The organism is Flavobacterium sp. NRK F10 (assembly GCF_024054235.1).
Classification (GTDB): domain Bacteria; phylum Bacteroidota; class Bacteroidia; order Flavobacteriales; family Flavobacteriaceae; genus Flavobacterium; species Flavobacterium sediminis.
The window spans coordinates 1,873,685-1,896,334 of record NZ_JAMXLC010000001.1; the positions used below are offsets into that span (position 1 = coordinate 1,873,685).

Sequence of the window (22,650 nt, forward strand, 5' to 3'; positions counted from 1 at the left end):
TTAAAAGTTAAAGATAAAACTTTTTATGCTGTTTACCATCTCTTCCGCAACAGGCAAATCCGGATTGTTATAACCTTCCATGTTACTGATTCCGTTTACTTCGACTATTTTGAAGACGTGATTCATATTTTCAATTAATATTAGCCGAGCTTCCGGTGAAGCAGCCGCCAGTTTTTTAGCATCTTCAGTAGAGACCTGTATATCTTTTGTTCCTTGAACAATCAGGATGGGAATATTTAGTTTTTTTATTTCGGTTTGCGGGTCATATTTGAACCAGGATATCAGGTAAGGTTGAACGCTTGGTCTAAATAAAGAGTTAAGCATGGGTACTACATCTTTGACTTGTTTCCCGCTTTTTAAGCTGTCGATTATCGGGCTAGTCATGTCTTTAATATACTGGGGCTGAAGAGCCAATTGTTTTTTTAATATTTTATCGGCGGCATCACCTGCCCCGGCAACGGAAATATACAGATCGGCACTTTTAGCAGCGATCATTCCGATAAGAGAACCTTCACTGTGTCCGATAACAATGACTTTGGAAAATCGGTTGTCTTTTTTTAGCAATGCGATCCAGTCAGCGGCATCTTGTATGTAGTCTTCAAAGTTAAGTGTAGTCTCGTTTTGTACTATCGAGGAACTTTCGCCGATACCTCTTTTATCATAACGAACAGAGGCAATTCCGCTTTTTGCTAATTCATGAGCCAGAAATTTCAATGAATTATTCTGCATCATCGAATTGTTTCCGTTTCGGTCTGTTGGGCCTGAACCTGCTATAATCAGAGCCACAGGCATTTGTTTGGGGTTTACAGGCATACACAATGTGCCGGATAAATCACCTGTTTCGGTTTGCAAAGTAATGCTGTTCTCGATAAGTGCTGGTTTTGTACTATTCTGTGCTTTTGAAATAGAAGTATATAAGAAAAGGATACTAAATAGGATTATACTTTTTTTCATTTGGTTTCAGAGGATTTAATTCTTTTAAAAGTTAAATAGGAATATAGTATTGGAATGACAGAAATGATGATAGTAATTCCCATCATAACGTAGAATGCATATTTTGAATTGAGAACCAAGCACAAAAAGAAGATCAATAAGCCGCCGGCAAACCATAATTTACCGCCTAACAGATGTGTTTTTTTCCATACTTCCTCATTTTCTAAAGTCCAAGGGGTACGAATACCAATGAAATAATTAGGTTTAATGGTTTTGAAATAGTTGCCAAGTACAGCCAGAAGTAAACCGATCACAGCAAAAATGAATGTAGGTTTAGAATGACTGTTTTGTTGGACACTAAAAATAACAAAAACCGAGATAGCCGACATAAATAAGGATATTACAAACCGGAGTTGGTTCAGTTTATTTCCCATTTTGTTTAGTTTTCCTTTCGGATCAATTTTCGGTAGAATAAGAAAAATAAAATAGGCGATACCGGATAATAGAAATATGGGAACTAATAATTCTTTTTTGTCTCCCCGACGATCGATTTCACCGGCTGCATTCCAATGCAGAGGAACGGTTTCCGGAAGTTGATTCCATACGTATGCCAAATAGATAAAAGGGATTAATGCGATAATGATAAAAGGAAGTTCTTTTCTTAAAGTAGCCATGATAGTTATTGTTTTAAGGTTAGTAACCATTTTAAGATGTCGTCTACAATAGTTGTATTAAGTGAGTATATGATGAATTGCCCTTGCTTTTCGCTGGTAACAAGATCGGCTTGTTTGAGTAAATCCAAATGATGGGAAATACTCGGTTTGGAAATATTAAAATGGTCCGCGATTTCACCGGCTGTTCTGTCTTTCTCACGAAGCAATTCTAAAATTTCTCGTCGGGTTTCATCGTTTAGAGCTTTAAAAATTGTGTTCACTATATTTATATATTTAGGCAAATATCTAAATATTTTTTTAAATAACCTCTTTTTTTATCAGAAATTATTATTTTCTCTATACTGATAATTACATTTCGAAATGATTTCACTAATTAATGAAGGTTAAATTTTAAATAAAATTCTTAAACAGATTGTTTATTTTTCAAAATAATAGGATGTATAACAATAGCTTTGTTTGAGGTTGTTTACAGACTATATATCCTAATAAAGCATTTCTTAATTTTTCTGTTTCGGGTACAGGTACAGGCATTAAACAAACAAGTCTTTTTTAAAAGATAAATTAAAACAATATCATCCTGATACAGTTATTTATCAAGTTATCATTGTTTAGATAATATTAGGTTTGATAGTACTATTTACCGAGAGTTCGGTATCTCCTTTTGTTTATACTTTGTTTTAAACAATTACTAGTTCATTTTTGTGATTTTATAGATAAAATTATTTTCAAAACTGTTTTTAATTTTAGAAGCTTCTTGGGTTTTTAAATTGTTTTTTTGGGCTATTGATACTATTTTTTCTATTTCGCAGTCTTGTGAAAGGATCATATAAAAATTGTCAAATTCAATTTCAGTAAGTTGAGAGAATAATTTTTTGAAATACTCAAAATGTTCTCCGCAAAACCAGGCTTTTTCTTTGACGTTTTTTGCTTTTTTAGGATAATATGGCGGATTCACAATGATAAAATCGAATTTGGTTTTGTCAATTTCATCGAATAAATCAGAATAAACGGTTCTAACCTTAAGGTTATTTCTTATAGCACTTTCTTCTAAATAATTCAGAGCAATCTTGTTAACATCACTTGCTGTTACAATAGCCCCTTTTTGCGATGCCAATAGAGAAATAATTCCGCTACCACAGCCTAATTCTAAGAAAGTTTTGTTGTTTAGTTTGAGGTCTTTAATGAAATCTAAAAGTATTTTTGTACTGAATGTTAAATGAGGAGGAAATACATCGGGATGCACTTGTACACAGACAGATTCATAACAATACTTTCTGGGTTTTGAGTAATACAGTTTCAGTCCGGATTTCAGAAACGGGTGAGTGCATTTTTTTATGAAGTTTCTAATGTTTTTCATGTTGTATTATTCAGAATAAAAACCTTCAATTTCAGGTTGGCGGTATTTCCAGATCTTATGCATTAATTTTATTTCATAAGGATAGTTATAAATACCGGTTTTATACCGGATACTTGACGGAAGTTGTAACAGTCTTTTTTTCCAGCCTTTTATTCTGAAATCAGAAGCAGTAGGGTAATAGCCGTTTAAGACCGTTTCAAAGTTTTTAATGGTGTCAATCATATAAGGTTTTAACCAAGGAGTAAGCGGATTTTTTCGCAAGTCAAAATTTTCCCAGCTTGGTGAAATCCAATCTTCTAATGTAGATGGAAAAGAAAAACCGGCATCGATAATTTGTTGGTATAATTCAGAGCCTTCAGTAGGAACCGGACTATATAAGTAAATAATGATTTCTGCTTTAGGATTGATCTCTTTGATCTCTTTGATGAAATTGATGTCCCATAAAATTTGGTCATAAACTTCTTTTTCAGTTGCAGCCGGTAGCCCTAAAACAAAGGATAATTCAGGAATAATATCCGCATTTTTCATTCTGAGAACAAAATCCTTAATCATTTGTCCGGTTTGTGTACCGCCTTTGTTCATTTGTTTTAGGATCTTATCATTTCCGGTTTCTGCTCCGAGAAAGATCATCCTGCATCCTGCTTTTCGCATGAACTTCAGCTCATCGTCTGAATACATGTTAAGCGTATCTATCCTGCCTTCTCCCCAGTAGTTTATGTTGTCATTCTTAATTAACTCTGAAAATTCCAACACTCTTTTTTTTGAGGTAAAGAAATTGTTATCATGGAACTCAACGGCATCGATCTGGTATTTTTCTTTAAAGTATTTTACGTCTTCATATATACGGGCGGCTGACATTCCTTTCCAGCGGGCGTTGTATATAGGAACAACGGCACAAAAGGAACAACTGAACGGACACCCCATACTGGAATGATAAGACAGGGTTTTACTTCCCATGAAGGTCTTAGCCAGGTAATTTTTAACCGGATAAAAGGTGTTGAGGTATTCGTAGGGAAATTTAGGCAGACTATCCTGATCTAACAATGCTTCAGTTGCTGTTTTTATGATTTCGCCGTTATTGTTTTTAAAGATTAGGTTTTTGATATGAATAGTATCTTCCTTTCGGTTCGATTCTAAAGTATTGATGAGTTCCGGAAATGTTTGATCTCCCGGTCCATTTACAATATAATCTACATAACCGGATTCTAAAGAGACTTTGTACTGGTTTGAGGCAAAATATCCTCCCCAGATAGTGATGATGTCAGGAAATAATGTTTTAATTTTTTTAGTAAAAGGAATGGCTTGTAGCAGTTGAGGTCCGGGCATTACTGTTGAACCGAAGTATTTGAATTCTCCGGTCTTTAAATAATTCGCTATAGTTTGCCATGGATCTTGTTCTAAATTTCCATCAATAAAAACATAATTGTATTTTCCATGAACAGAGGCTCCTACTTGCAAAATGGAATTAGGGATCCGGTGTTTGCTGTTAGCGCTCTTCGGGTTAAATATGATGATCTTATGATTAGTCATTTTTTACAAATATATTTCCGTGTAATTCTTTCTTGGATAAATTAGATTTTTTTTTAATTGCTGCTTTGAACATTCTGATCGGAATTAAAAAGTCAAATTATATTTTAAAGCTCTGTAAGAATAAGTAAAACTATCCGGATAGTTTGTAAAACTGATATCCAAAACAATAGTACCATTAGGATCTACCTCTGTAATATCTGATTTATTAGCATTACTTTGTGACGTTATATTTCCACCCCAACCAATACAGTAATTTCCGTTGCTTAATTTTTGAACAGAGCCCATAATATCAGAATAACGACCGGGTTCCGTATACTCATATACAAGATTTGCGGTTAGATTCGTTTCATTCAACTCAAATTCAGCAATTCTGCTTTGTTGCGGGTTCTTTGTCACTCCATTGTCAAATAATAACAAATTACCATTATTCAGGATGTTGGCATGATGTTGATGTGAAATAATAGTATTTCCGGTTAGATTGAAATCATCATTGTTTCCTCCCAATCGCCACATTATTTCTCCTGTAGTTCTGTTGATCTTATAAACTTGGTTTGTGTGTCGTGCAGAGACAATAAAATTCTCATCGTTTGGGTCAATTGCTATAGAATTAAAATGAAAGTAGTCTACCTTTTCAGCTGTAGCATATTGAGTATAGTATAAGGGATCGGTAGCGCTTAGAAGTTCAGGATGTTCAGCCGTATCCCATTCAAAAATTACCTGATTGTTCAGGACTTCCTGAAAGACAAATTCAACAAGTTTAACAGCATTACTACCGCCGTATGCAGTCATGTCTACATTTTCTCGTATGTATTGACCCGGAACAATATAGTGGTCATCATCAATATAGATGAAATCGTGGTTTTCAATACTATAATCGTAGGCGTTATCGGGAGGTAAAAAGTCAATTTGTTTAATGACTTCAAAATTTTCATCCATTACAATGGTCTTTTTAGTGTCATTAATAGTATAAGTGAATCTTTTACCCTGAACAGTTTCGAAGAATTTAAAATTGATAGCACCGGTATAAGCTAATTTTTTATAATAAACAGGGAAACCGTTATTGTCTAAGATAGCAATATAGGTAAAATCATCTGCAGCAGATGGCGAAAGTTTGTAAAGGTTTATGAATAGGTAGCCGTCAGAAGGATTGTTTTTAGCTATTAAATTAATGCCTGGCATATCTTCGGGTAAATAATGTATTGTATACGTTTTTGCTGTAGGGGACTCCATTTGAATGACAATATCTTCACCCGGAGTTAGCTTAATTGGGGTTGTTTTGCCTGTAACTTTTTCATTATTTATGAATATTTTTTTGAAAGGATTGAAATCGTTTAATGTAACTTCTATTTCATTTAATGTATTAAGTGACGTAATGTAATAATCGAATATTTCAGGATTAAATTCCGGATATAACTCTCCTGTTGAGACCTGAATTAAAGGGAGATCGCCTGTTGTTGACTCATCGTCTTTAGTACAGGAAAAAAAAGTGAAACAAATGAGCGCAAGGACAATTATAATATTATGGTTTTTCATACGTGAGGGAATTTTTTTCACAAGTGATAATATACGATTCTAATATTCCTTTTTCGATTTTTACTTTTCGGTTGGCTATTTTAAAATACAGATATAAAGATAGTTCTTTGGGATTAAAAAGAGTACGATACTTCATTTTATCAGAATAGTGTAAACTTTTAAGTTCAAAATCATTAATCACAAATTTATATTTTGTTTTTTCAAGATCATGGATTTCTTCAATATGTTTTATCTTAAATCCGTGATTAATAAGTGTCGTTTCCCAGCTTGTTAAGCTTGCCGATTCGTCTGCCTGAATGATATTAAAATAAGATAAAGAAATAGTATTTATTTTCTGCCTTGTATCTGAAGAAGTTGACGGACACCAAATGGTTTCATTAAAAATAAAAAGCCCTTTGTCTTTTAATACTCTGAAAGCTTCTGTAACGATCTGCTTGTATTGTTCAGGGCTTTGTATAGCCAATACAGATTCACAAATGACAATGTCGAAAAAGTTATCTTGATAAGGGAAACTATTTTTGGTGTGATGCTTAAAATTGCAATTGAACAGGTTTAATTTCTTTTTCCTTTTATTACAAAAATGAATCATTTCTAGCATATTGTCTATCCCTTCATAATAAATAAAAGGATTATTTGACAGAATGGCTGCTGTATGTCCTGTACCACAACCGATCTCTAATATAGTCTTAGCTTCGGAGGTATGCGGAATTTTTTTTAGGAGCAGATGAGTTCCTAATCGACCTTGTGGATGTTGGTTGATTCTTCCGGTTCTCGCTATATATTTTAAATAGTTCATATATCACATGTTTGACTCTTGTTCTCTGCTTTGTATTCAGGGTCTTTATGATTGAGATATTGAGTTTTCAAGTTTCTTGATGAGGATTAAGAACAACCATTGTGATACACATACACTGATGAAAATTCCTTCTAAACCTATTCTTTTTAATAAAATCAGACCGAGAGCGCAATTTAAGATCGCAATAAGGAGGTTAGAATATACTATTTTTTTTTCCAGTTTTTCTTTATACAAGTTTAGAATAGGAATAACATAAAAAAATACAGGAAGACTGGACAAAAAACATAAGAGATAGATATGCCATTCAAAACCTAGTTTAATATAGTGCTCTAATAATAGCCAGATAGACAACGAACCCAAAATACTTATAGGGATCGCTATTTTTTTAAATAGTATTTTTAGTTTAGAGATCACTTTTGTGTTTGACCTGTAAAAGGATTTGTTTATCGGAGCTGTTATAAAAACAGAAAGGGCTTGTAACATTAAAAAGGCAGTAGTAATGGTTTGATACGAAGAGATTATTTCATTTGGCAGAAAAACAGTTACCAGATACAGATCTATTTTAGAACTAATCATTCCGCTCAATCCCAAAATAAAAAACGGAAAGCTGAGAATAAGCTCATTTAAAGCGATCTTTAATCTGAAAGGTTTATTCCGAAGGTTAAACAGAAAAGATATCAGAATAAGTTTGAGGATTATACTTAGAGCATAAAATTCTAAAACACTGGCGAGATCAAATGTGGAAAGCTTGTATAATGCTCCGTAGAAAAAACTAAACCCAATGATTTCAACAACTAATTGTGGACCGAACTTTTGCTGATAGATCACTAAACTTTCAAAGGAATTATAAGCATAACTGATAAGGATAATGAAAATCGATAACAATGCAATTTTAGACGGGAAAAAAGCAAATAAAACAAAGGAAGGAAGGATCAGTAGCCCTCTGCTGAAGAGATTCATATAAAAATTAGAATAGATCTCCGAAGGATTTTGACTGTATTTCCGGATCAGATAATCTTTATTTCCCCAGTTAGCAACAAAAGTAAAAAAAGAGATCCAGACAATGATGCTTACATATTCTCCCCAATTGTTCTTTCCGAAATGTTTAATCCCGGAAAGGATGATAATAAAATTTAAGAGAGGAACGGTAATTCCTCGAATGATATTAATGCCTATTTTTAAAAACCTATTCATGATACAATGTAAGATAAGCTTTTAATGTAAAGTCAGTATCATATAATAAAACTCTTTTTCTTTCCGGATTTTCATTACTAAGCAAGTTCAAACAATTTGCAACGAATGATTCTTCAGAATTACACACTTTCCATTCCGGCAGTTTCTGCGAAACGCCGACATCGAAAGAGACAATTCGCATTCCTGAATAAAGGGCTTCCGAAAAAACATAACCGAATGATTCGTATTTACTGGTATGGAGCAATATTTTTGACATACTCATTTTTTGTAAAACACTGTCTCTGGATAGTTCTCCCGTCAAAGTTATGTGTTCATTCAGATTATGACTTTTTATCAGAGATCTGATTTTTGAAGATTCATTTCCACTTCCTATAATTTCCACGTTTAAATCGGGTCTTTTTTCAACGACCTTTTTAATAACATCAATAAAAAAAGGATAATTTTTGATGCTGTTTAGAGAACCGACACCTAAAATATCAATTTTAGCATCTTTGATTTTCGGAAAAGAGTCCGTATCAATGCCCCAGGGTATGATCTCCGATTTTAAACCGTAATTTTTATATAATTCGGATTGATGATGCTTAGAAAGAGTGACTACTTTTGAGTGTTTTTCATGGATGAATTTAATATAACTGTTTTTAAAAACATCTTGCCCCATTGCTGTAACAATGTGTGAAATATTTTTTTGGCGGGCAAAAAGTTGACCTATTAAGGAACATTCTCCGATCCAGAAGCTATGGATTACAGTAAACGGGGTCTCTAAATGGATTTTTTGAAGCAACTTATAGGATGTATACCAAGTAGCTATTTTTCTTGATTTTTTATTACATCCGTTCAACGGAATGACATCAATCCCGTTCCAATTGTATTTTTTGTTTGTAAAAGGATATTGGAATGGTATTAGAGTCAATTTGGCTTGAGGTAAAGCCTTTCGCAAAGCCATTAAATAGACCTGTAATGCAGGGATTGTTACAGAGTCATTTTCAGAAACCGCAAATCCGGGAGTTAAAAAAACGATATGAGATATGGAGCTATTCAATAGGACTAATTATTTTGTACAGTTTCCATCCTTCCGGCAATTCCTCTAAAACTTGTAAACGATAGTTGTTAGATATAAAATTCCAGTTTTTCATAGGGTTTTTACCTTCCCATTGCCGTGAAAACTTTTGCGAATTAAATAAAAGTAAAGAATTTTCATGTACTGTGACGTATTCCTGTTGCCACAAATTTTGATATTCAAAATGTAAACCTCTGCCTTGCAGCGCAACATCCATGTCAAAAGAGTATAAAACAGCATTTTGATAAGGTATCAGTTCTTGAGCTATTTCTTTTTCCAAATGATTCCTTTCTTGAGCCGGTTTTAACGCTAGATAGCAAAGGAACAATTGAAGAACAAAAGTTGCTATGCCCGTTGCAATATAAATCTTTAAGGATAAAAACGTAGCTGCTAACAGTTGAAAGCCAGGATAAAGAATTATAAGGAGCAAGGGGAAAGATACTATTAAAAAGCGACTGTTTTGAAAGGGGATGCCCGATAAAAAAAAGCTATAAGCTAAGAAGGAGAGGGTCAATAAAATAACGGCTCGTTTTTTCAGAAAGTTTTTAAAAAGAAACGGAAAGAATAAAATACCTGAAAATAAATAGCGAGGATGGAACAAGGACGAGAACGCATATATAATGTTGGGTAAAAAATTATAGTTTGTTCCGTCCGGAGTGGTAAACGATCTTTTATAAAAGTTTTGTACAGACCAACTTTTCAGCCAGTTGTGCTGTAGAAACTCCGTTGTATTTTCATACCGGATGAGATAATGAGGCAATAGGAGTATTGCGCCAGTCAAAATGAAAAAAGGTAAATGTTTGAAGTGCTCCTTTCTCGATATATAAATGTACAAAGTATATAAACTGAGCGGTAGTAAAACGACAAATGTTGCATAACGCGTCATGATGGCACTTAATCCGAAAATAACTACCAGATATAAGCTTTTAAGGGATGAGGTTTTAAAGTAGAAAAAACCGTTATAAAAACACAATACTACGAAAGCTGTTGACAGCATGTCAGACATTACGGAGAGACTCAGCCGAAGCATATAAGGAGATAACCCCAGAAAGAGCATACAAAAGATCCGGGCATTTTGGTTTTGCGGATAAATGAGTTTTATAATTTTAAAGCTATATAATATAACGATTAAATAAGAGATAAAACTAACCAATTGTAAAGCTATTACCGGTTTTAGTACAAAAGAAAGAACGGCTCCTGCTATAGGATAGTAGAGAGGCCAAAAATAATCGCCGGGAAAAGTACCGGTTCTGAAATACAGGTTCAGAGCTTTAGTATATCGTAAATACTCATAACTGTCTTGTCCATATAGCCCGTCAAAATCAAGAAAAAAGCGAAAAACAACCCATACAATAGCTAATATAACCAAAAAGAGCGATGTGTTTTTTATGTTTTTTAATAGAAGCATAGACTATTTCGTATACCGTTTTAACAAGGCAGTTATTGCAATAGATTTTATCTTAAATTTATAGGCTTTCCATCTGGAATGAGATAGGTTTCTGAAATACTCTACTTCATTAAACACTTTTCGTACGGCATAATCATAAAATTTTCTCGGATATGTACGTTCAAAATCAATATCCCGGTCGGTTGAAGTTTCCCAGTCCGGCTGATGTGTTATTTTGTTCTTAATTTCATAATACAAACCGGTTCCTTTTATGGGGTAGGCTATGGTAATAGTATAGTGAGTAGGGTTGGCTTCTTTCAAATAGGTAATGGTTTCTTTGATATCGGCTATGGTTTCTCCGGGATAACCGAGCATAATAAAAGTTCCGGTTTCAATACCGATCCGGTTTGTTTTTTGAATCATCTCTTTTACAGTTTGTACGTCAACTCGTCTGTCCATAGCATCTATAATAGCTTGAGAACCACTTTCAGCACCGATCCATATCCGGTAACATCCGGACTCTTTAAGCAGTTGCAGAATATCATCATTCAATCGTTCTGCCCGGGTAATACACTCAAAAGGAATGTGAATATTTTCTTTTAGTATTTCAGAATGGAACTCCTTGAGCCATTTATGACTTACCGTAAAAACATCGTCAACAAACCACAACATGTCGGGGTTATAAGTAGCCTTTAACTCTTTTATTTCTTCAATAACTAAGCGAACAGGGCGTCTTCTATAGCTTTGTCCGTAAACGGCGGTACTACACCATTTACAAGTATAAGGACAGCCCCTTTGAGTAGAAATGGTCATAGAACTTTTACCATGGTTGTTCTTCCATGTTTCCAGATATCGGTTGATATTGATAGCGGCTCTGTTGGGCAGCGGAAGTATAGCCAGATCTTTTAATTTTGTTCTGGGGTTAGTTTGAATGACCTTGCCGTTTTCCTGAAAAGCAATACCATCCAGATTGTGATAATCCTTGCCGTTAAGTAGTGCACAGCAAAGTTCATAAGTGGTTTCTTCACCTTCACCGATGACTAAAAAGTCAGCACCTGCTTTCAGATAATTAGCAACATTATAAGTAACATCAGGTCCGCCTAAAATAATTTTCGGAGTCCCGTATGCTTTGGAACGAAGAATCCGGATCAACCGTATGACATTTATTTTTGTCATAAGATTAGTGTAAATGCAAACGATTTCCGGTTGTTTCTCTTTTAGATAGGTCAGTTGTTCTTTCTGTGTGGAAAAAGTGCTGTCAAATACCTCATGTTTAATGTTTTTGCTAAGTAAATAACCGGACACATACAAAAGCCCGAGCGGAGGGTAAGGTTTCATGATCTTTTGCTCCTTAGGGTCTTCAGATAAATAATATGCATGTGTCAGAACAAGGCTCATTTCTTTTCTAATACGATTAAATAATGATCGGAATATTTAGCTAAAAAAGACAGGTTCTTAAAAAGGCTATCCAATCGGGTCAATACTTTAAAAAAAAGCTTTTTGTTTTTAAGAAAGGGCTCCAGATAGGATGGAGGTATAAAAAAACCAATGGGTTTAACTTCAATGGTGTTGAACTTATCTTTGGATAAATTTACAATTTCTTTCGGGTTATAATAGTATGTGATGACCTTTTCTTCACCGAGTGTGGCAACAGCAGCCGTTTTTCTTCTGGAAATTTTAGAAAATTGCCCTTTCAGTAAAAAATATAGTTTTTCCCATAAGGTTCCTTCGGGCATAAGAGTAAGGATTAATTTTCCATTGGCAGACAGAACCGTATCAGTTGTTTTCAGAAAACGATCCATTTCGTCCGGAGACAAACAGTTCAGTCCGCCGAAATTAGAAAAAACCAGATCGAAATCTTTAGCATTAAAGTGATTTGAGACAGCTCTGATATCCGCTTGTATGAATGACAGACCGGGATGGGATCCTTTTTCTTTTGCAACTTCGATCATCTTTTCCGAAATGTCCGTTGCACAAACGGTATGGTGTTGTCGGGCAAGCCAGATCGCATCTTCTCCTGTGCCGCAATTTATTTCAAGAATGGTCAAAGGATTTGTGAGATGTTTTTGAAGATGATGATATACCATAGCTCTTTGTGCTTTACCAATTGAAGTATAGGTAAAGTGAGAGTCATAATGTATGGCTTCAACATCGAAACTAGCTTTCATTTTTTAATTGATTTAGCCTTATTTTATCTATAAAAGAGCTCGGAATATAATACAGTAACTTAGCTATTGTCTTTATTTTTTGAACATCTGAAAGCTGAGGTTTTTTCAGAATCCCTTTTAGTGCGTTTAATCCTTGCGTTTTTCGGAACTCTTTGTGAACAAAGCGCTGCAGTTTTCTGTAATATTCTGTGTTGTAACTTCCTTTGAACATGATATCAAAATCATCCGAATCAGTCCAGTTTGCCTTGATTTTAAGGTCTTCTTTAACTTTGTCGTAGAACGGAGTTCCCGGCAACGGATAAGATACAGAAATCCCGATGTTATCCGGCTGTAGTTCTTTAACCATTGCTATGGTTTTTTGAATGTCATTCTGATCCTCGCCTGGATAGCCGAATTGTAGAAAAAAAGCAACTCTCACATTTTTTTGTTGCAACAAACGGGTGGTTTTGTAGATCTGCTCAACTGTAGTGCCTTTGTCCATAGCATCCAGTATCTTTTGGGAAGCACTTTCGGCTCCTATCCATACCTCTTCTAAGCCCGATTCGGCTAAGCAGTCAATGGCATCTTCTTTTAAAAGCAGATCAACGCGGCTTTGAATATAATAGTAAATACGGAGCTTGTTTTTTTTGAGAAGGGTATTGAAATCCTGAACCCAATTAGGCTTTAGTCCGAAAATATCATCACACATCCAGTACCGACTTACATTGAATTGCTTCCGTAAATATTTTATTTCGTTAACGATATATTCGGGAGAATGTGCGTTGTAGCGATTGCCATAGATTGGTTTTGCACACCAGTTGCATTTATACGGACATCCGCGGGTGGTGGCAATGTTCAGTGTAAATTCCTGACGACTTTGTTTCCAGATTTTTCGATATTCATCCATGTTTACCAGATCCCATGCGGGCAAAGGGAGTTCGTCTAAATTCTGAAGGACAGCTCTGGATTTGTTTTTTTGAATTTCATTATCCTTTTTGAAAACAATTCCGTCAATTTTATTTAAAGAGGTGTTATTTTCTAAGGCATTGATAAGTTCCAGTAAGGTTATTTCGCCTTCACCCTGAATAACAAAATCAGCTCCTACATTGAGGTATTTTTCATAATGGTCAGTGGCATCCGAACTGTTAACAATGACAATACAGTTGTTTTGTTTACCCATTCCGATCATCTCAAAACAAGCTTCCCTCATATTGGTCAAACACATTTTGGTCAGGTAGTTGAAGCCGTCGTCATAGATCACTAAGTATTTCGGCTTTTTTTCCTGCAGAACAGGGATTATCGTTTCGGGACTGTCTAAAAGATTGGTGTCAAACAGTTCTGTTGAAAAACTATTTTTACGCAGTAAAGCAGCAGCATATAGTGTTCCTAATGGAGGAAAAGGGGTCTTGTTCTTCCATTGTTTCGGATCTAACCGATAGTAATAAGAATGCGAAAATAAGATATCAAGCATGTTCTTCCGGTAATTCTATTTGATATTTTTCTCGGATCTCGTCGTATTTTTTATTTAAAGCATCAATAACCTTTTTTTGAAAATTTGAAGGGTGATGTTTCGAAACATTTTGGGAAGATTTAAAAGCAATAGCAAAATCTGCACTGCTCATTTTTTCTTTGTATTTGATCTTCCAGACAGCAAATGTTATATTGAAGCAAACACGTTCAATAAATTCTCCTATGGAATTGTTGAATAATGCTTCATAGTATTGCAACAGCGGTTTTTTAGGAATGTTTTCTAATTCGCTCCAATTACAATCTTTGTTCGGTAAAAAGTTTTTATACCAGTTGTTAGCCTTAAAAAAATGTTCAAAAACAGATCCGTGTAGCGGAATCAGCGTTGCTATTTCAGTAGCAGTAAACCTGTTTTTTTCTATGATTTCCAAATTGTCAGAAGTAATAAAGTAATTCATACAGAAATACTTCCTGGAATTGAACAGAAATATTTTTTTAAAAAGGATCAAAGCCATTCTGCACGACCACAAACGACCGGGTTTAGTAATGATAAAAAAATCAACATCACTGTGCTTGTCGAAATAGCCTTTAGATAGCGAGCCTGAAATTGCTATCCCGTCGATAAAAGGGAAAAACGTATAGGCAAAGCGGGCTCTTTTTTTAGCTTTTATCATTGCTTTTTGCGCATTTTTATATCCTGTTTCCCGTTTAGTAATACATTCTTCGTTTAGATGCGGATGGTAATAAGCGGCTGTTTTTTCAATGATGTTTTTTGAAAGTGCAAGCGCTATTTCTTCCTCAAAATCTTTTTGGGTAGTATGAGATGAATAATGAAGTATTTCCTCTTTTTTTAACGGGTGGTTAAATAAAGAGAAATACAGTAAGGGTTGTAAGATTTTCAAAAATTTAGCGTGCAATTTTTTTCAAATTTAAAAAATCTTATTAGAAATTTATATAAAAAGATAAAAACTAAATAGGAATCGTAATAGAAGTTCTTTTGATAATTTTAGTTCTTAAATAACAAGATGTTTTGTGGTTAAATAATTACGTTATAAATTTATTGAAAACTATAAAAATGAATAAGATAGACATATTAGCTAATCTTCCTGTTGAAAATTTATCAAAAGAAAATGATTATTTAGGGGTTTTAGAAAAGGGGAATTTAATTTCTACTTTTTTAAAAGGAAATAAAAGTCAGTTTGATAAAATTAAGATGTTTTCACTTTATGGAGAATGGGGAAGTGGTAAAAGTTCTTTAATGAAGTTTTTAGAAAATGATTTAAAAGGTGATTTTAATACTTTTTTCTTTGAAGCATGGCAATTTGAAAAAGATGAAAATTTAGCAATGTCCTTATTGGAGTTTATAAACGCAAAAAATGTAGATACAGGAGAAGAATTTTGTCAAGATTTATTAAAGTTTGGAGGAAGAATTTTAAGAGGTTTAGGAAGGTCTGTCAAATTTAATATTCCACTTTATCCAAAGGGGCCAAGTGTTGATTTAGATATGAATGGATTTGTTGATGAGTTTTCTAAAAAAGAGGAAATCTCTTTTTATAAATCTTTAAAAAGTTTTAAAACTGAATTTATAAGATTAGAAGATAAATTAAAAGCAGAAAAAAAGAAAGATTACAATATTGTTTTTATTGACGATTTAGATAGATGTGAGCCAGAACAAGTTCTCAATTTATTATCGGCAATTAAGTTGTTTTTTACATATGGTCAAAGAACTATCTTTTTCTGTGGAATTGACAAAGTAGCGGTTAATCAAGCGGTAAAAACCAAGTATGGTAAAGTAATTAAAGCAAACGAATATTTAGAGAAAATATTTGATATTTCTTTTTCCATGCCAGGGCATAATAATTTATTAAGATTAGTCGATAGATATTTTGATAATAGGACTTATACAATAGGAAGTGAAAGCCGACCAATAAATTACTGGATTAGTGATTTTTTTGAAGATATAAATTTTACAAACCCTAGAAGAGTTAAAAAGGTTTTAAATAAGTTTAATATAATTAGAGAATTCAGACGATTGTTGGGTAATTTCCCAAATATTGATATGGCAGATGATAGGCAAAGGTCATATTTTGAAACTATATTGGTGATTTATTTGATAATTCTTCATGAGTTTTACCCTGATATATTTGTTGATTTTTTGAATTTTGAAAAAATGGCAGGAATTTATTCTGATAAAATTAGAGTTAGTAATGATTTTAACGGATTAAGAAGTTTTATTAACAGGAATTTAGCAAGCCTAAGTCTGAATGAAATAAAGAAAACTATTGCGGATGATATCGAATATAGTAGTGAAGTTAAGTTTAAAATTTGTTTCGGACCTTTAAAAAAGCTAAGAGATATTAGTGTCAAATTTTTTAATACGGATGTAAAGAATGGTATTTTTGAAAGTACTGAAATAGATTATTTATTTTATGTTTACATAACTAAATTTAGTTTAAATGAGTTGTTGGATATAAAAGTGTCTAATAATTCATTAAACGACATTAAAAAAATAGTTGCAAATGTTTTGTAAATACGAATGTGTATAGAATTGTCATTTCGAACAGAGTGAGAAATCAAATTATCTAAATAACTCTATAAGATTTCTCCTGCTAGTCGAAATGACAAATTAAAACTGTAAACTAAAATTAATGTGCTTCTAACCAGTTTTGTCCGATTCCCATATCAACTACTAAAGGAACGGCTAGCTGGAAAGCATTTTCCATTTCGCTTTTGATCAGAGGTTTTATTTTTTCTAATTCCGAGTTGTGTACATCAAATACCAATTCATCATGAACCTGTAACAACATTTTCGATTTCCAGTTTTCTGCTCTCAATCGTTTGTGAATGTTAATCATGGCAATTTTGATAATATCGGCAGCACTTCCCTGAATAGGTGCATTAACGGCATTTCGTTCGGCAGCACCGCGTACTACAGCATTGGCTGAGTTAATGTCTTTCAGATAGCGTCTTCTTCCTGAAATCGTTTCCACATAACCATGTTGGCGTGCAAATTCAATTTGTTCCTGAATATATGCTTTTAATCTTGGATAAGTTTTGTAATACGCATCGATCAAAGCAGCACTTTCACTTCGGGTCAGATTAGTCTGGTTACTCAATCCGAAAGCGGAAACACCGTAAATGATTCCGAAATTTACCGTTTTGGCATTGCTACGTTGTTCTTTGGTCACTTCTTCAAGAGGAACATTAAAAACTTTTGCGGCCGTACTTTTGTGAATGTCTTCATGGTTCTGAAAGGCTTTGATCATGTTTTCTTCACCGGATAAAGCAGCGATAATACGCAATTCGATTTGTGAGTAGTCGGCATCTACTAAGGTATAGTTTTCATCGCGGGCAATAAATGCTTTACGAATTTGCCGACCTCTTTCCGTACGGATCGGAATATTCTGTAAATTCGGGTTGTTGGAACTCAAACGTCCTGTGGCAGCAACCGTTTGCATATAATCGGTATGAATGCGCTGCGTTTTCGCATCAACCTGTTCAGGTAAGGCATCCACATACGTGCTTTTTAGTTTGACCAATTGACGCCATTCTAAAATATTGCGTACAATTTCATGATCTTTGGCTAAGTAGCTCAAAACTTCTTCACCCGTAGCATATTGTCCCGTTTTTGTTTTCTTAGGTTTCGGACCTCCGATTTTCAATTTGTCGAACAGGATGTCACCTAATTGTTTTGGCGAAGCCAGATTGAAACTTTCACCGGCTTCTTCGTATATTTTTTGTTCAAATGCGGCAATCTCTTTTTCCATATCTGTAGAAATGGCTTTTAAGAAATCAACATCTAAACGGATACCCTCCCGTTCCATATCAGCCAGAACCTGAACCAACGGGATTTCGATTTCGTCAAATAGTTTTTTGGTTCCTACTTTCTCTAAAATAGGCTGAAAGTGCTGTTTTAACTGGTAAGTAACATCAGCATCCTCTACAGCATATTCTTTTGCAGCTTCTACTTCGACCTGACGCATGGAAAGCTGGTTTTTCCCTTTTTTACCGATCAAGGCTTCTATAGGTTTCGGAGCGTATTTTAAATAAGTTTCACTCAACACATCCATATTATGACGCATATCCGGATTGATCAGATAGTGGGCGATCATAGTATCAAAGAACGGTCCTTTAATTTCAATACCATAGTTGGCTAAAATTTTCAGGTCATACTTCATGTTTTGTCCGATCTTTTCGATACTCTCATTAGAAAAGAAAGGAATAAATTTTTCAGCTAAAATTTTTGCTTCTTCTTGGTTTTCCGGGAACGGGATATAAAAGCCTTTTCCTTTTTCCCATGAAAAGGCAATTCCGACTAATTCGGCATTGAGTGCGTCAATTCCTGTAGTTTCGGTATCAAAGCAAACAGAGGTTTGTTTTTCTAGATTTTGTAAAAATAATTTTAGCCCTAAATCACCTTGAACAATCTGGTAAAAATGTTCGGTTGATTCTAAAGTAGCATAAAACGAATTAGAAGCGGTATCTTCTTCGTGTTCACTGAATCCGAAAAGATCCATCTGGTTTTCAGCTGTTTTCTTCTGTGGTGCTTTTTTTGCAGAGCCATCCCCGTTTCCATTGCTTTCAATTTCGTCGTATTCTTTTCCGGAACCGAATAATTTATCGAATTGGGCTTTCATTTGACGGAATTCCAATTCTTGGAAAATCGCATCGGTTTTCTCTACATCGGGTTTAGAAAGTTCAAAATCATCCTCATCAAATTCAACCGGACAGTCGAGTAATATGGTCGCTAATTTTTTAGATAGGATTCCTTTTTCTTTGTTGGCTTCTATGTTTTCTTTCATTTTACCTTTTAGCTCGTGAGTGTTCTCTAAAAGAGTTTCTATAGAGCCATATTGAGCCAGGAATTTTTTCGCTGTTTTTTCGCCTACACCCGGTAATCCCGGAATGTTGTCGATAGCATCGCCCATCATGGCTAAAAAGTCAATGACTTGTAACGGATTGTCAATTTCAAATTTTTGTTTTACTTCATCGACTCCCCAAATTTCAATTCCGTTACCCATTCGGGCAGGGCGGTACATAAATATATTTTCGGATACCAGTTGGGCAAAATCTTTATCCGGAGTGACCATGAAAACTTTAAATCCTTCTTTTTCGGCTTGTTTGGATAAAGTTCCTATCAGATCATCGGCTTCATAGCCTGCTTTTTCAATAATGGGAATTTGCATGGCTTTCAACAATTCCTGAATGTAGGGAACAGCAATTTTGATAGCTTCCGGAGTTTCATCCCGATTCGCTTTATAGTCTTCAAACATTTCCAAACGATAAGTGCTTCCTCCTTTGTCAAATGCAACAGCTAAATGATCCGGTTTTTCGCGTCGTATGACATCCATTAAAGAATTCATGAATCCCATGATAGCAGAAGTATCCATTCCCTTTGAGTTGATTCTGGGGTTTTTGATAAATGCGTAATAACCTCTGAAAATTAAAGCGTAGGCATCGAGTAGAAATAATCGTTTTTGTGACATTTGAAATGTAATTGGTTCCTAAACAAAGGTAGGATATTATTTTAAAAAAATAAGAGTTCCTTTTGAGAACTCTTATATAACGGAAATTGAAAAAATTACTTAACTACTTACTTTTTCAAAAATTTGATATTCGCTTCTTTACCGTCATAAGAAGTTAGTTTTGCCAAGTAAAAACCTGGTGTTAAGTTTTCTGTTTTGGTTGTGTTAGAATTTAATTCTGTTTTAACTAATTGCCCTTGTATGTTGTAAATTTCTATAGTTTTTATTTCATCATTGTTATTTGATGAAATAGTAAATTGATTTTCTACCGGATTAGGATATAATGAGAAGTTGTTTTGTTGAAAATGATTTGATGATAAAGTATAACAATCTGTTGAAAAGGATGCTGAGCTGATGAAAAAATTCCAACCATTTGCAATCATTGCTGACGGATCGTTAACTTGCACACAATCTAAATTTGGATTTCCGTTTAAATCGAAAAAATCATAATTGCTATCATTATCACCAGCTAAATTAATCTTTTGAAAATCATTTCCATATAAGTCTAATTCCATTAAATCAGAAGAATTGCTTAAATCAAGGTTATTTGCAATACTATTATTTGAGGCATATAGTTTTTTCACAGTTGCTGGAATAACCAAGCTTGTTAAATTATTATTGCTACAATTTAAAAACTGAATATTGGTCTGATTTGTAAAGTCTAATGTATTTAAATTGTTATTAGAACAATCTATTGTATTAAGTGAGTTGTCGCAATCCGTAAGATTTAATGAATTTAAGTTACAATTACTAACTTTTAAAATACCTAGTCCAGTTTGACCTGTTAAATTTATAGAACCAATAGGGTTATTGTTAAGTTCTAATCTGGAAAGATAAAGGTTGGTTATATTAATTGCATTTAAATTACAATTATTTGCAGTTAGTTGTTGTAATGTACTAGAATTTGATAAATCTAATGAACTAATTGGGTTTTCATCGATATAAAGTCTTCTAATAGTTGAGGCTGATGGCAGCGTTAATGAAGATAAATTACAACCACTTAAAGTAACTTCAAATAAGTTTGTAGCTACTGTAGGAAATGTTAATGAAGATAAATTAAGATTTACTCTAAAATTAATTGTATTAATGTTAGGGTTATTTGATAAATCAATTGAAGTTAAATTACAGCTAACACAAATTAAATTGGAAATGTTTGTAAAAGCTTCAATACCAGATAAATTAGTAATGTTTAAACCAGTCATATTTAAACTAGTAACTGCTTGAGCATCAGAATCTAAAATATTTCCATTCATGCCGTTTGTGTCAAATCCTTGATCTACAAGATATTGTTCAAAGACAACATCAGGAATTGGAGTTGTTTGTGCATTTGCCCAAAATGAAGCTAATAAGCTTACTAAAAATAATTTTGTTTTCATAAGTAGTTAAGATTTAAAATGTTTATATAAAAAGTAATTGAATTATTATCCAAATTATGGTACCGTAAAGTGCTGTTAAAAGCAGTTCTAAGCGGTATTTTTCTATCGATTTTTTTATAACCTTCATAGTATATTATTATTTCTTACAAAATTTAAGTACTGAAATATTACCATTGATGTTGGTTACTTTTACTACATAAATTCCGCTAGAAAAAGATTTAACATCAAGTGTGTTTTGTTTGCTTTCTAATATTTTTTTACCAGATAAATCAAATATTTCTGTTTTAGAAATTGCGCTTTCAGAAGTGATTGATAAGAAGTCAGAAACAGGATTTGGATAAATTGAAAAAGTGGCCTCATTAAAAGAGTTTGAACTCAAATTTGCACATTCGATTTCGTTGTTAACATAACTCCCATTTGCATCAATGTACCAACCAGAATAACTATTAGCTGCGTTGTCAACAAATACACATGTTAAATTTGGGCTTGTATTTGCATAAAAGCTAGTGATAGCAGCATTATTGCCATTTCTTAAGTCTACAGTAGTAACAAAAGATCCCCTAACATCTACATCAATTAAGTTTGGATTGTTTGATAAATCTATTGATGTGTAGATATTACCTGAAGTATTTAAAACTTGAAGTGCTGTGTTTTGAGATAAATCTAACGCTCCAATATTGTTTAAAGCACAATTAAAATGGGTTAAATTAACAAAAGCTTCAATTCCTGTAATGTCGCTAATTACAAACTGTAAAGAAATATCAAGTGATGTTACAGTTGCAGCATCAGTATCTAAAATATTACCATTTAATCCATTGGTGTCTATTCCTAAATCAATTAGTTTTTGTTCAAAATTTGCATCAGGAATGGCTGTGGTTTGTGCAATTGATGTTAATGTAAATAGTGATGCTAAAAAGAGTAATTGTTTTTTCATAATGTCTTTTAATTTAATAAGGATAAACTTCTATCATATTTTGAAGGTTGTCTGCTTCGTTGCTATCTACTGTTTTAGTTTCTAATATTTCTTCTTTACCATAATCAGTAGATATCAAGTAAATACGAACTGGCAACCAAGCGGCGTCTTTTAAAATTTCTTTTACACTGTTATTGTAAACTCCGCCGCCACAGTCTTTGTATAAACGGACAGGGAACGTGGCTTTTACTTTTTGGAATTCAGTATAGCTTAGTTTTTTGTAATAAGTTGCTTCCACCATAAATTCAACACTATTGAAAGTATGCCAATTAAACTTTGGATCTTCCGCTAGTTTAAAAACTGGTTTTTCAAAATAAGCACCTTGGTAACCTGCTCTTGAATCGTGTAAGATTTTAACAATTTCTTCTTCTGTGGGATTTGGAACACCATCATACCATCCACTTCCAAAATAACTTCTATTGTATACCCATTTGTTTCCAACAAAATCATAGCGATAATCAGAACGTTCCCATCGATAGACATTATCTACATCGGTTTTCCATTTGCTTTCAGCGGTGCGCTCATACCATTTTTCAGTAGGTGTAGTATGAACCGTTCCTTCGTCGCTTGTAAAACGAACTTCAATAGCACCTTTTTCTTTTAATAAATCTGTTATTTCAGCATCAGAAGGATGATCTCCAGATGTTTTTGAACAAGCATGTAATGTCATAATAGTTAAGATTAAGAGTAAATTTTTCATT

The 22,650-nt window shown here is 33.7% G+C and carries 19 protein-coding genes; 1 reads left to right on the plus strand and 18 read right to left on the minus strand.

What is annotated here, in order from left to right; all coding sequences use genetic code 11:
* The 14 genes from NHF50_RS08585 to NHF50_RS08650 all read right to left on the minus strand — a co-directional run bounded on the left by NHF50_RS08585 (position 1) and on the right by NHF50_RS08650 (position 14,992).
* Positions 1-954: an alpha/beta hydrolase gene (locus tag NHF50_RS08585; protein ID WP_252775806.1), complete on the minus strand. Its 954-nt coding sequence runs from the start codon at positions 952-954 to the stop codon at positions 1-3.
* Positions 951-1,607: an SdpI family protein gene (locus tag NHF50_RS08590; protein WP_252775808.1), complete on the minus strand. Its 657-nt coding sequence runs from the start codon at positions 1,605-1,607 to the stop codon at positions 951-953. The genes NHF50_RS08585 and NHF50_RS08590 overlap by 4 nt, the downstream gene beginning before the upstream one ends.
* 5 nt (positions 1,608-1,612) lie before the next feature.
* Positions 1,613-1,867 carry an autorepressor SdpR family transcription factor gene (locus NHF50_RS08595; protein ID WP_252775810.1) on the minus strand — a complete coding sequence of 85 codons (255 nt, stop codon included), beginning with the start codon at positions 1,865-1,867 and terminating at the stop codon, positions 1,613-1,615.
* Positions 1,868-2,295: 428 nt separating this feature from the next.
* Positions 2,296-2,964, minus strand: coding sequence for a methyltransferase (locus NHF50_RS08600; RefSeq protein ID WP_252775813.1), 669 nt, complete (start codon positions 2,962-2,964; stop codon positions 2,296-2,298).
* A gap of 6 nt (positions 2,965-2,970) precedes the next feature.
* Positions 2,971-4,494: a radical SAM protein gene (locus NHF50_RS08605; protein WP_252775815.1), complete on the minus strand. Its 1,524-nt coding sequence runs from the start codon at positions 4,492-4,494 to the stop codon at positions 2,971-2,973.
* A gap of 84 nt (positions 4,495-4,578) precedes the next feature.
* Positions 4,579-6,027, minus strand: a complete 1,449-nt coding sequence (locus NHF50_RS08610) for an aryl-sulfate sulfotransferase (protein ID WP_252775818.1) — start codon at positions 6,025-6,027, stop codon at positions 4,579-4,581.
* Positions 6,014-6,823 (minus strand): class I SAM-dependent methyltransferase, encoded by an 810-nt coding sequence (locus tag NHF50_RS08615; protein ID WP_252775820.1) that lies wholly within the window; start codon positions 6,821-6,823, stop codon positions 6,014-6,016. Before NHF50_RS08615 ends, NHF50_RS08610 begins: the two co-directional genes overlap by 14 nt.
* Before the next feature lie 45 nt (positions 6,824-6,868).
* Positions 6,869-8,017 carry a hypothetical protein gene (locus NHF50_RS08620; RefSeq protein WP_252775822.1) on the minus strand — a complete coding sequence of 383 codons (1,149 nt, stop codon included), beginning with the start codon at positions 8,015-8,017 and terminating at the stop codon, positions 6,869-6,871.
* Positions 8,010-9,056, minus strand: coding sequence for a glycosyltransferase family 4 protein (locus tag NHF50_RS08625; RefSeq protein WP_252775824.1), 1,047 nt, complete (start codon positions 9,054-9,056; stop codon positions 8,010-8,012). Before NHF50_RS08625 ends, NHF50_RS08620 begins: the two co-directional genes overlap by 8 nt.
* Positions 9,049-10,443, minus strand: coding sequence for a glycosyltransferase family 39 protein (locus tag NHF50_RS08630; protein WP_252775827.1), 1,395 nt, complete (start codon positions 10,441-10,443; stop codon positions 9,049-9,051). Before NHF50_RS08630 ends, NHF50_RS08625 begins: the two co-directional genes overlap by 8 nt.
* 42 nt (positions 10,444-10,485) lie before the next feature.
* Positions 10,486-11,859, minus strand: coding sequence for a B12-binding domain-containing radical SAM protein (locus NHF50_RS08635; protein ID WP_252775829.1), 1,374 nt, complete (start codon positions 11,857-11,859; stop codon positions 10,486-10,488).
* Positions 11,856-12,629 carry a bifunctional 2-polyprenyl-6-hydroxyphenol methylase/3-demethylubiquinol 3-O-methyltransferase UbiG gene (locus NHF50_RS08640; RefSeq protein WP_252775830.1) on the minus strand — a complete coding sequence of 258 codons (774 nt, stop codon included), beginning with the start codon at positions 12,627-12,629 and terminating at the stop codon, positions 11,856-11,858. Before NHF50_RS08640 ends, NHF50_RS08635 begins: the two co-directional genes overlap by 4 nt.
* Positions 12,619-14,079 (minus strand): radical SAM protein, encoded by a 1,461-nt coding sequence (locus NHF50_RS08645; RefSeq protein ID WP_252775833.1) that lies wholly within the window; start codon positions 14,077-14,079, stop codon positions 12,619-12,621. The genes NHF50_RS08640 and NHF50_RS08645 overlap by 11 nt, the downstream gene beginning before the upstream one ends.
* A complete protein-coding gene (locus NHF50_RS08650) occupies positions 14,072-14,992 on the minus strand; it encodes a nucleotidyltransferase domain-containing protein (protein WP_252775834.1) in 921 nt (306 codons plus the stop codon). Before NHF50_RS08650 ends, NHF50_RS08645 begins: the two co-directional genes overlap by 8 nt.
* Before the next feature lie 158 nt (positions 14,993-15,150).
* Between NHF50_RS08650 and NHF50_RS08655 the strand changes: the two genes are divergently transcribed.
* Complete coding sequence (locus NHF50_RS08655; RefSeq protein WP_252775836.1) at positions 15,151-16,605, plus strand: P-loop NTPase fold protein; 1,455 nt, start codon at positions 15,151-15,153, stop codon at positions 16,603-16,605.
* Positions 16,606-16,720: 115 nt separating this feature from the next.
* Here the strand turns inward: NHF50_RS08655 and polA are convergent, their stop codons facing one another.
* The 4 genes from polA to NHF50_RS08675 form a co-directional block, all read right to left on the minus strand.
* A complete protein-coding gene (gene polA, locus NHF50_RS08660; protein WP_252775838.1) occupies positions 16,721-19,561 on the minus strand; it encodes a DNA polymerase I in 2,841 nt (946 codons plus the stop codon).
* A 107-nt stretch (positions 19,562-19,668) separates the two neighbouring features.
* Positions 19,669-20,976, minus strand: coding sequence for a T9SS type A sorting domain-containing protein (locus NHF50_RS08665; RefSeq protein ID WP_252775840.1), 1,308 nt, complete (start codon positions 20,974-20,976; stop codon positions 19,669-19,671).
* A 136-nt stretch (positions 20,977-21,112) separates the two neighbouring features.
* The gene (locus NHF50_RS08670) at positions 21,113-21,910 is read right to left on the minus strand and encodes a T9SS type A sorting domain-containing protein (RefSeq protein WP_252775842.1); all 798 of its coding nucleotides are present in this window, start codon (positions 21,908-21,910) and stop codon (positions 21,113-21,115) included.
* A gap of 13 nt (positions 21,911-21,923) precedes the next feature.
* On the minus strand, positions 21,924-22,649 hold the full coding sequence (locus tag NHF50_RS08675; protein ID WP_252775844.1) for a hypothetical protein: 726 nt from the start codon (positions 22,647-22,649) through the stop codon (positions 21,924-21,926).
* Between the last annotated feature and the right edge of the window lies 1 nt (position 22,650).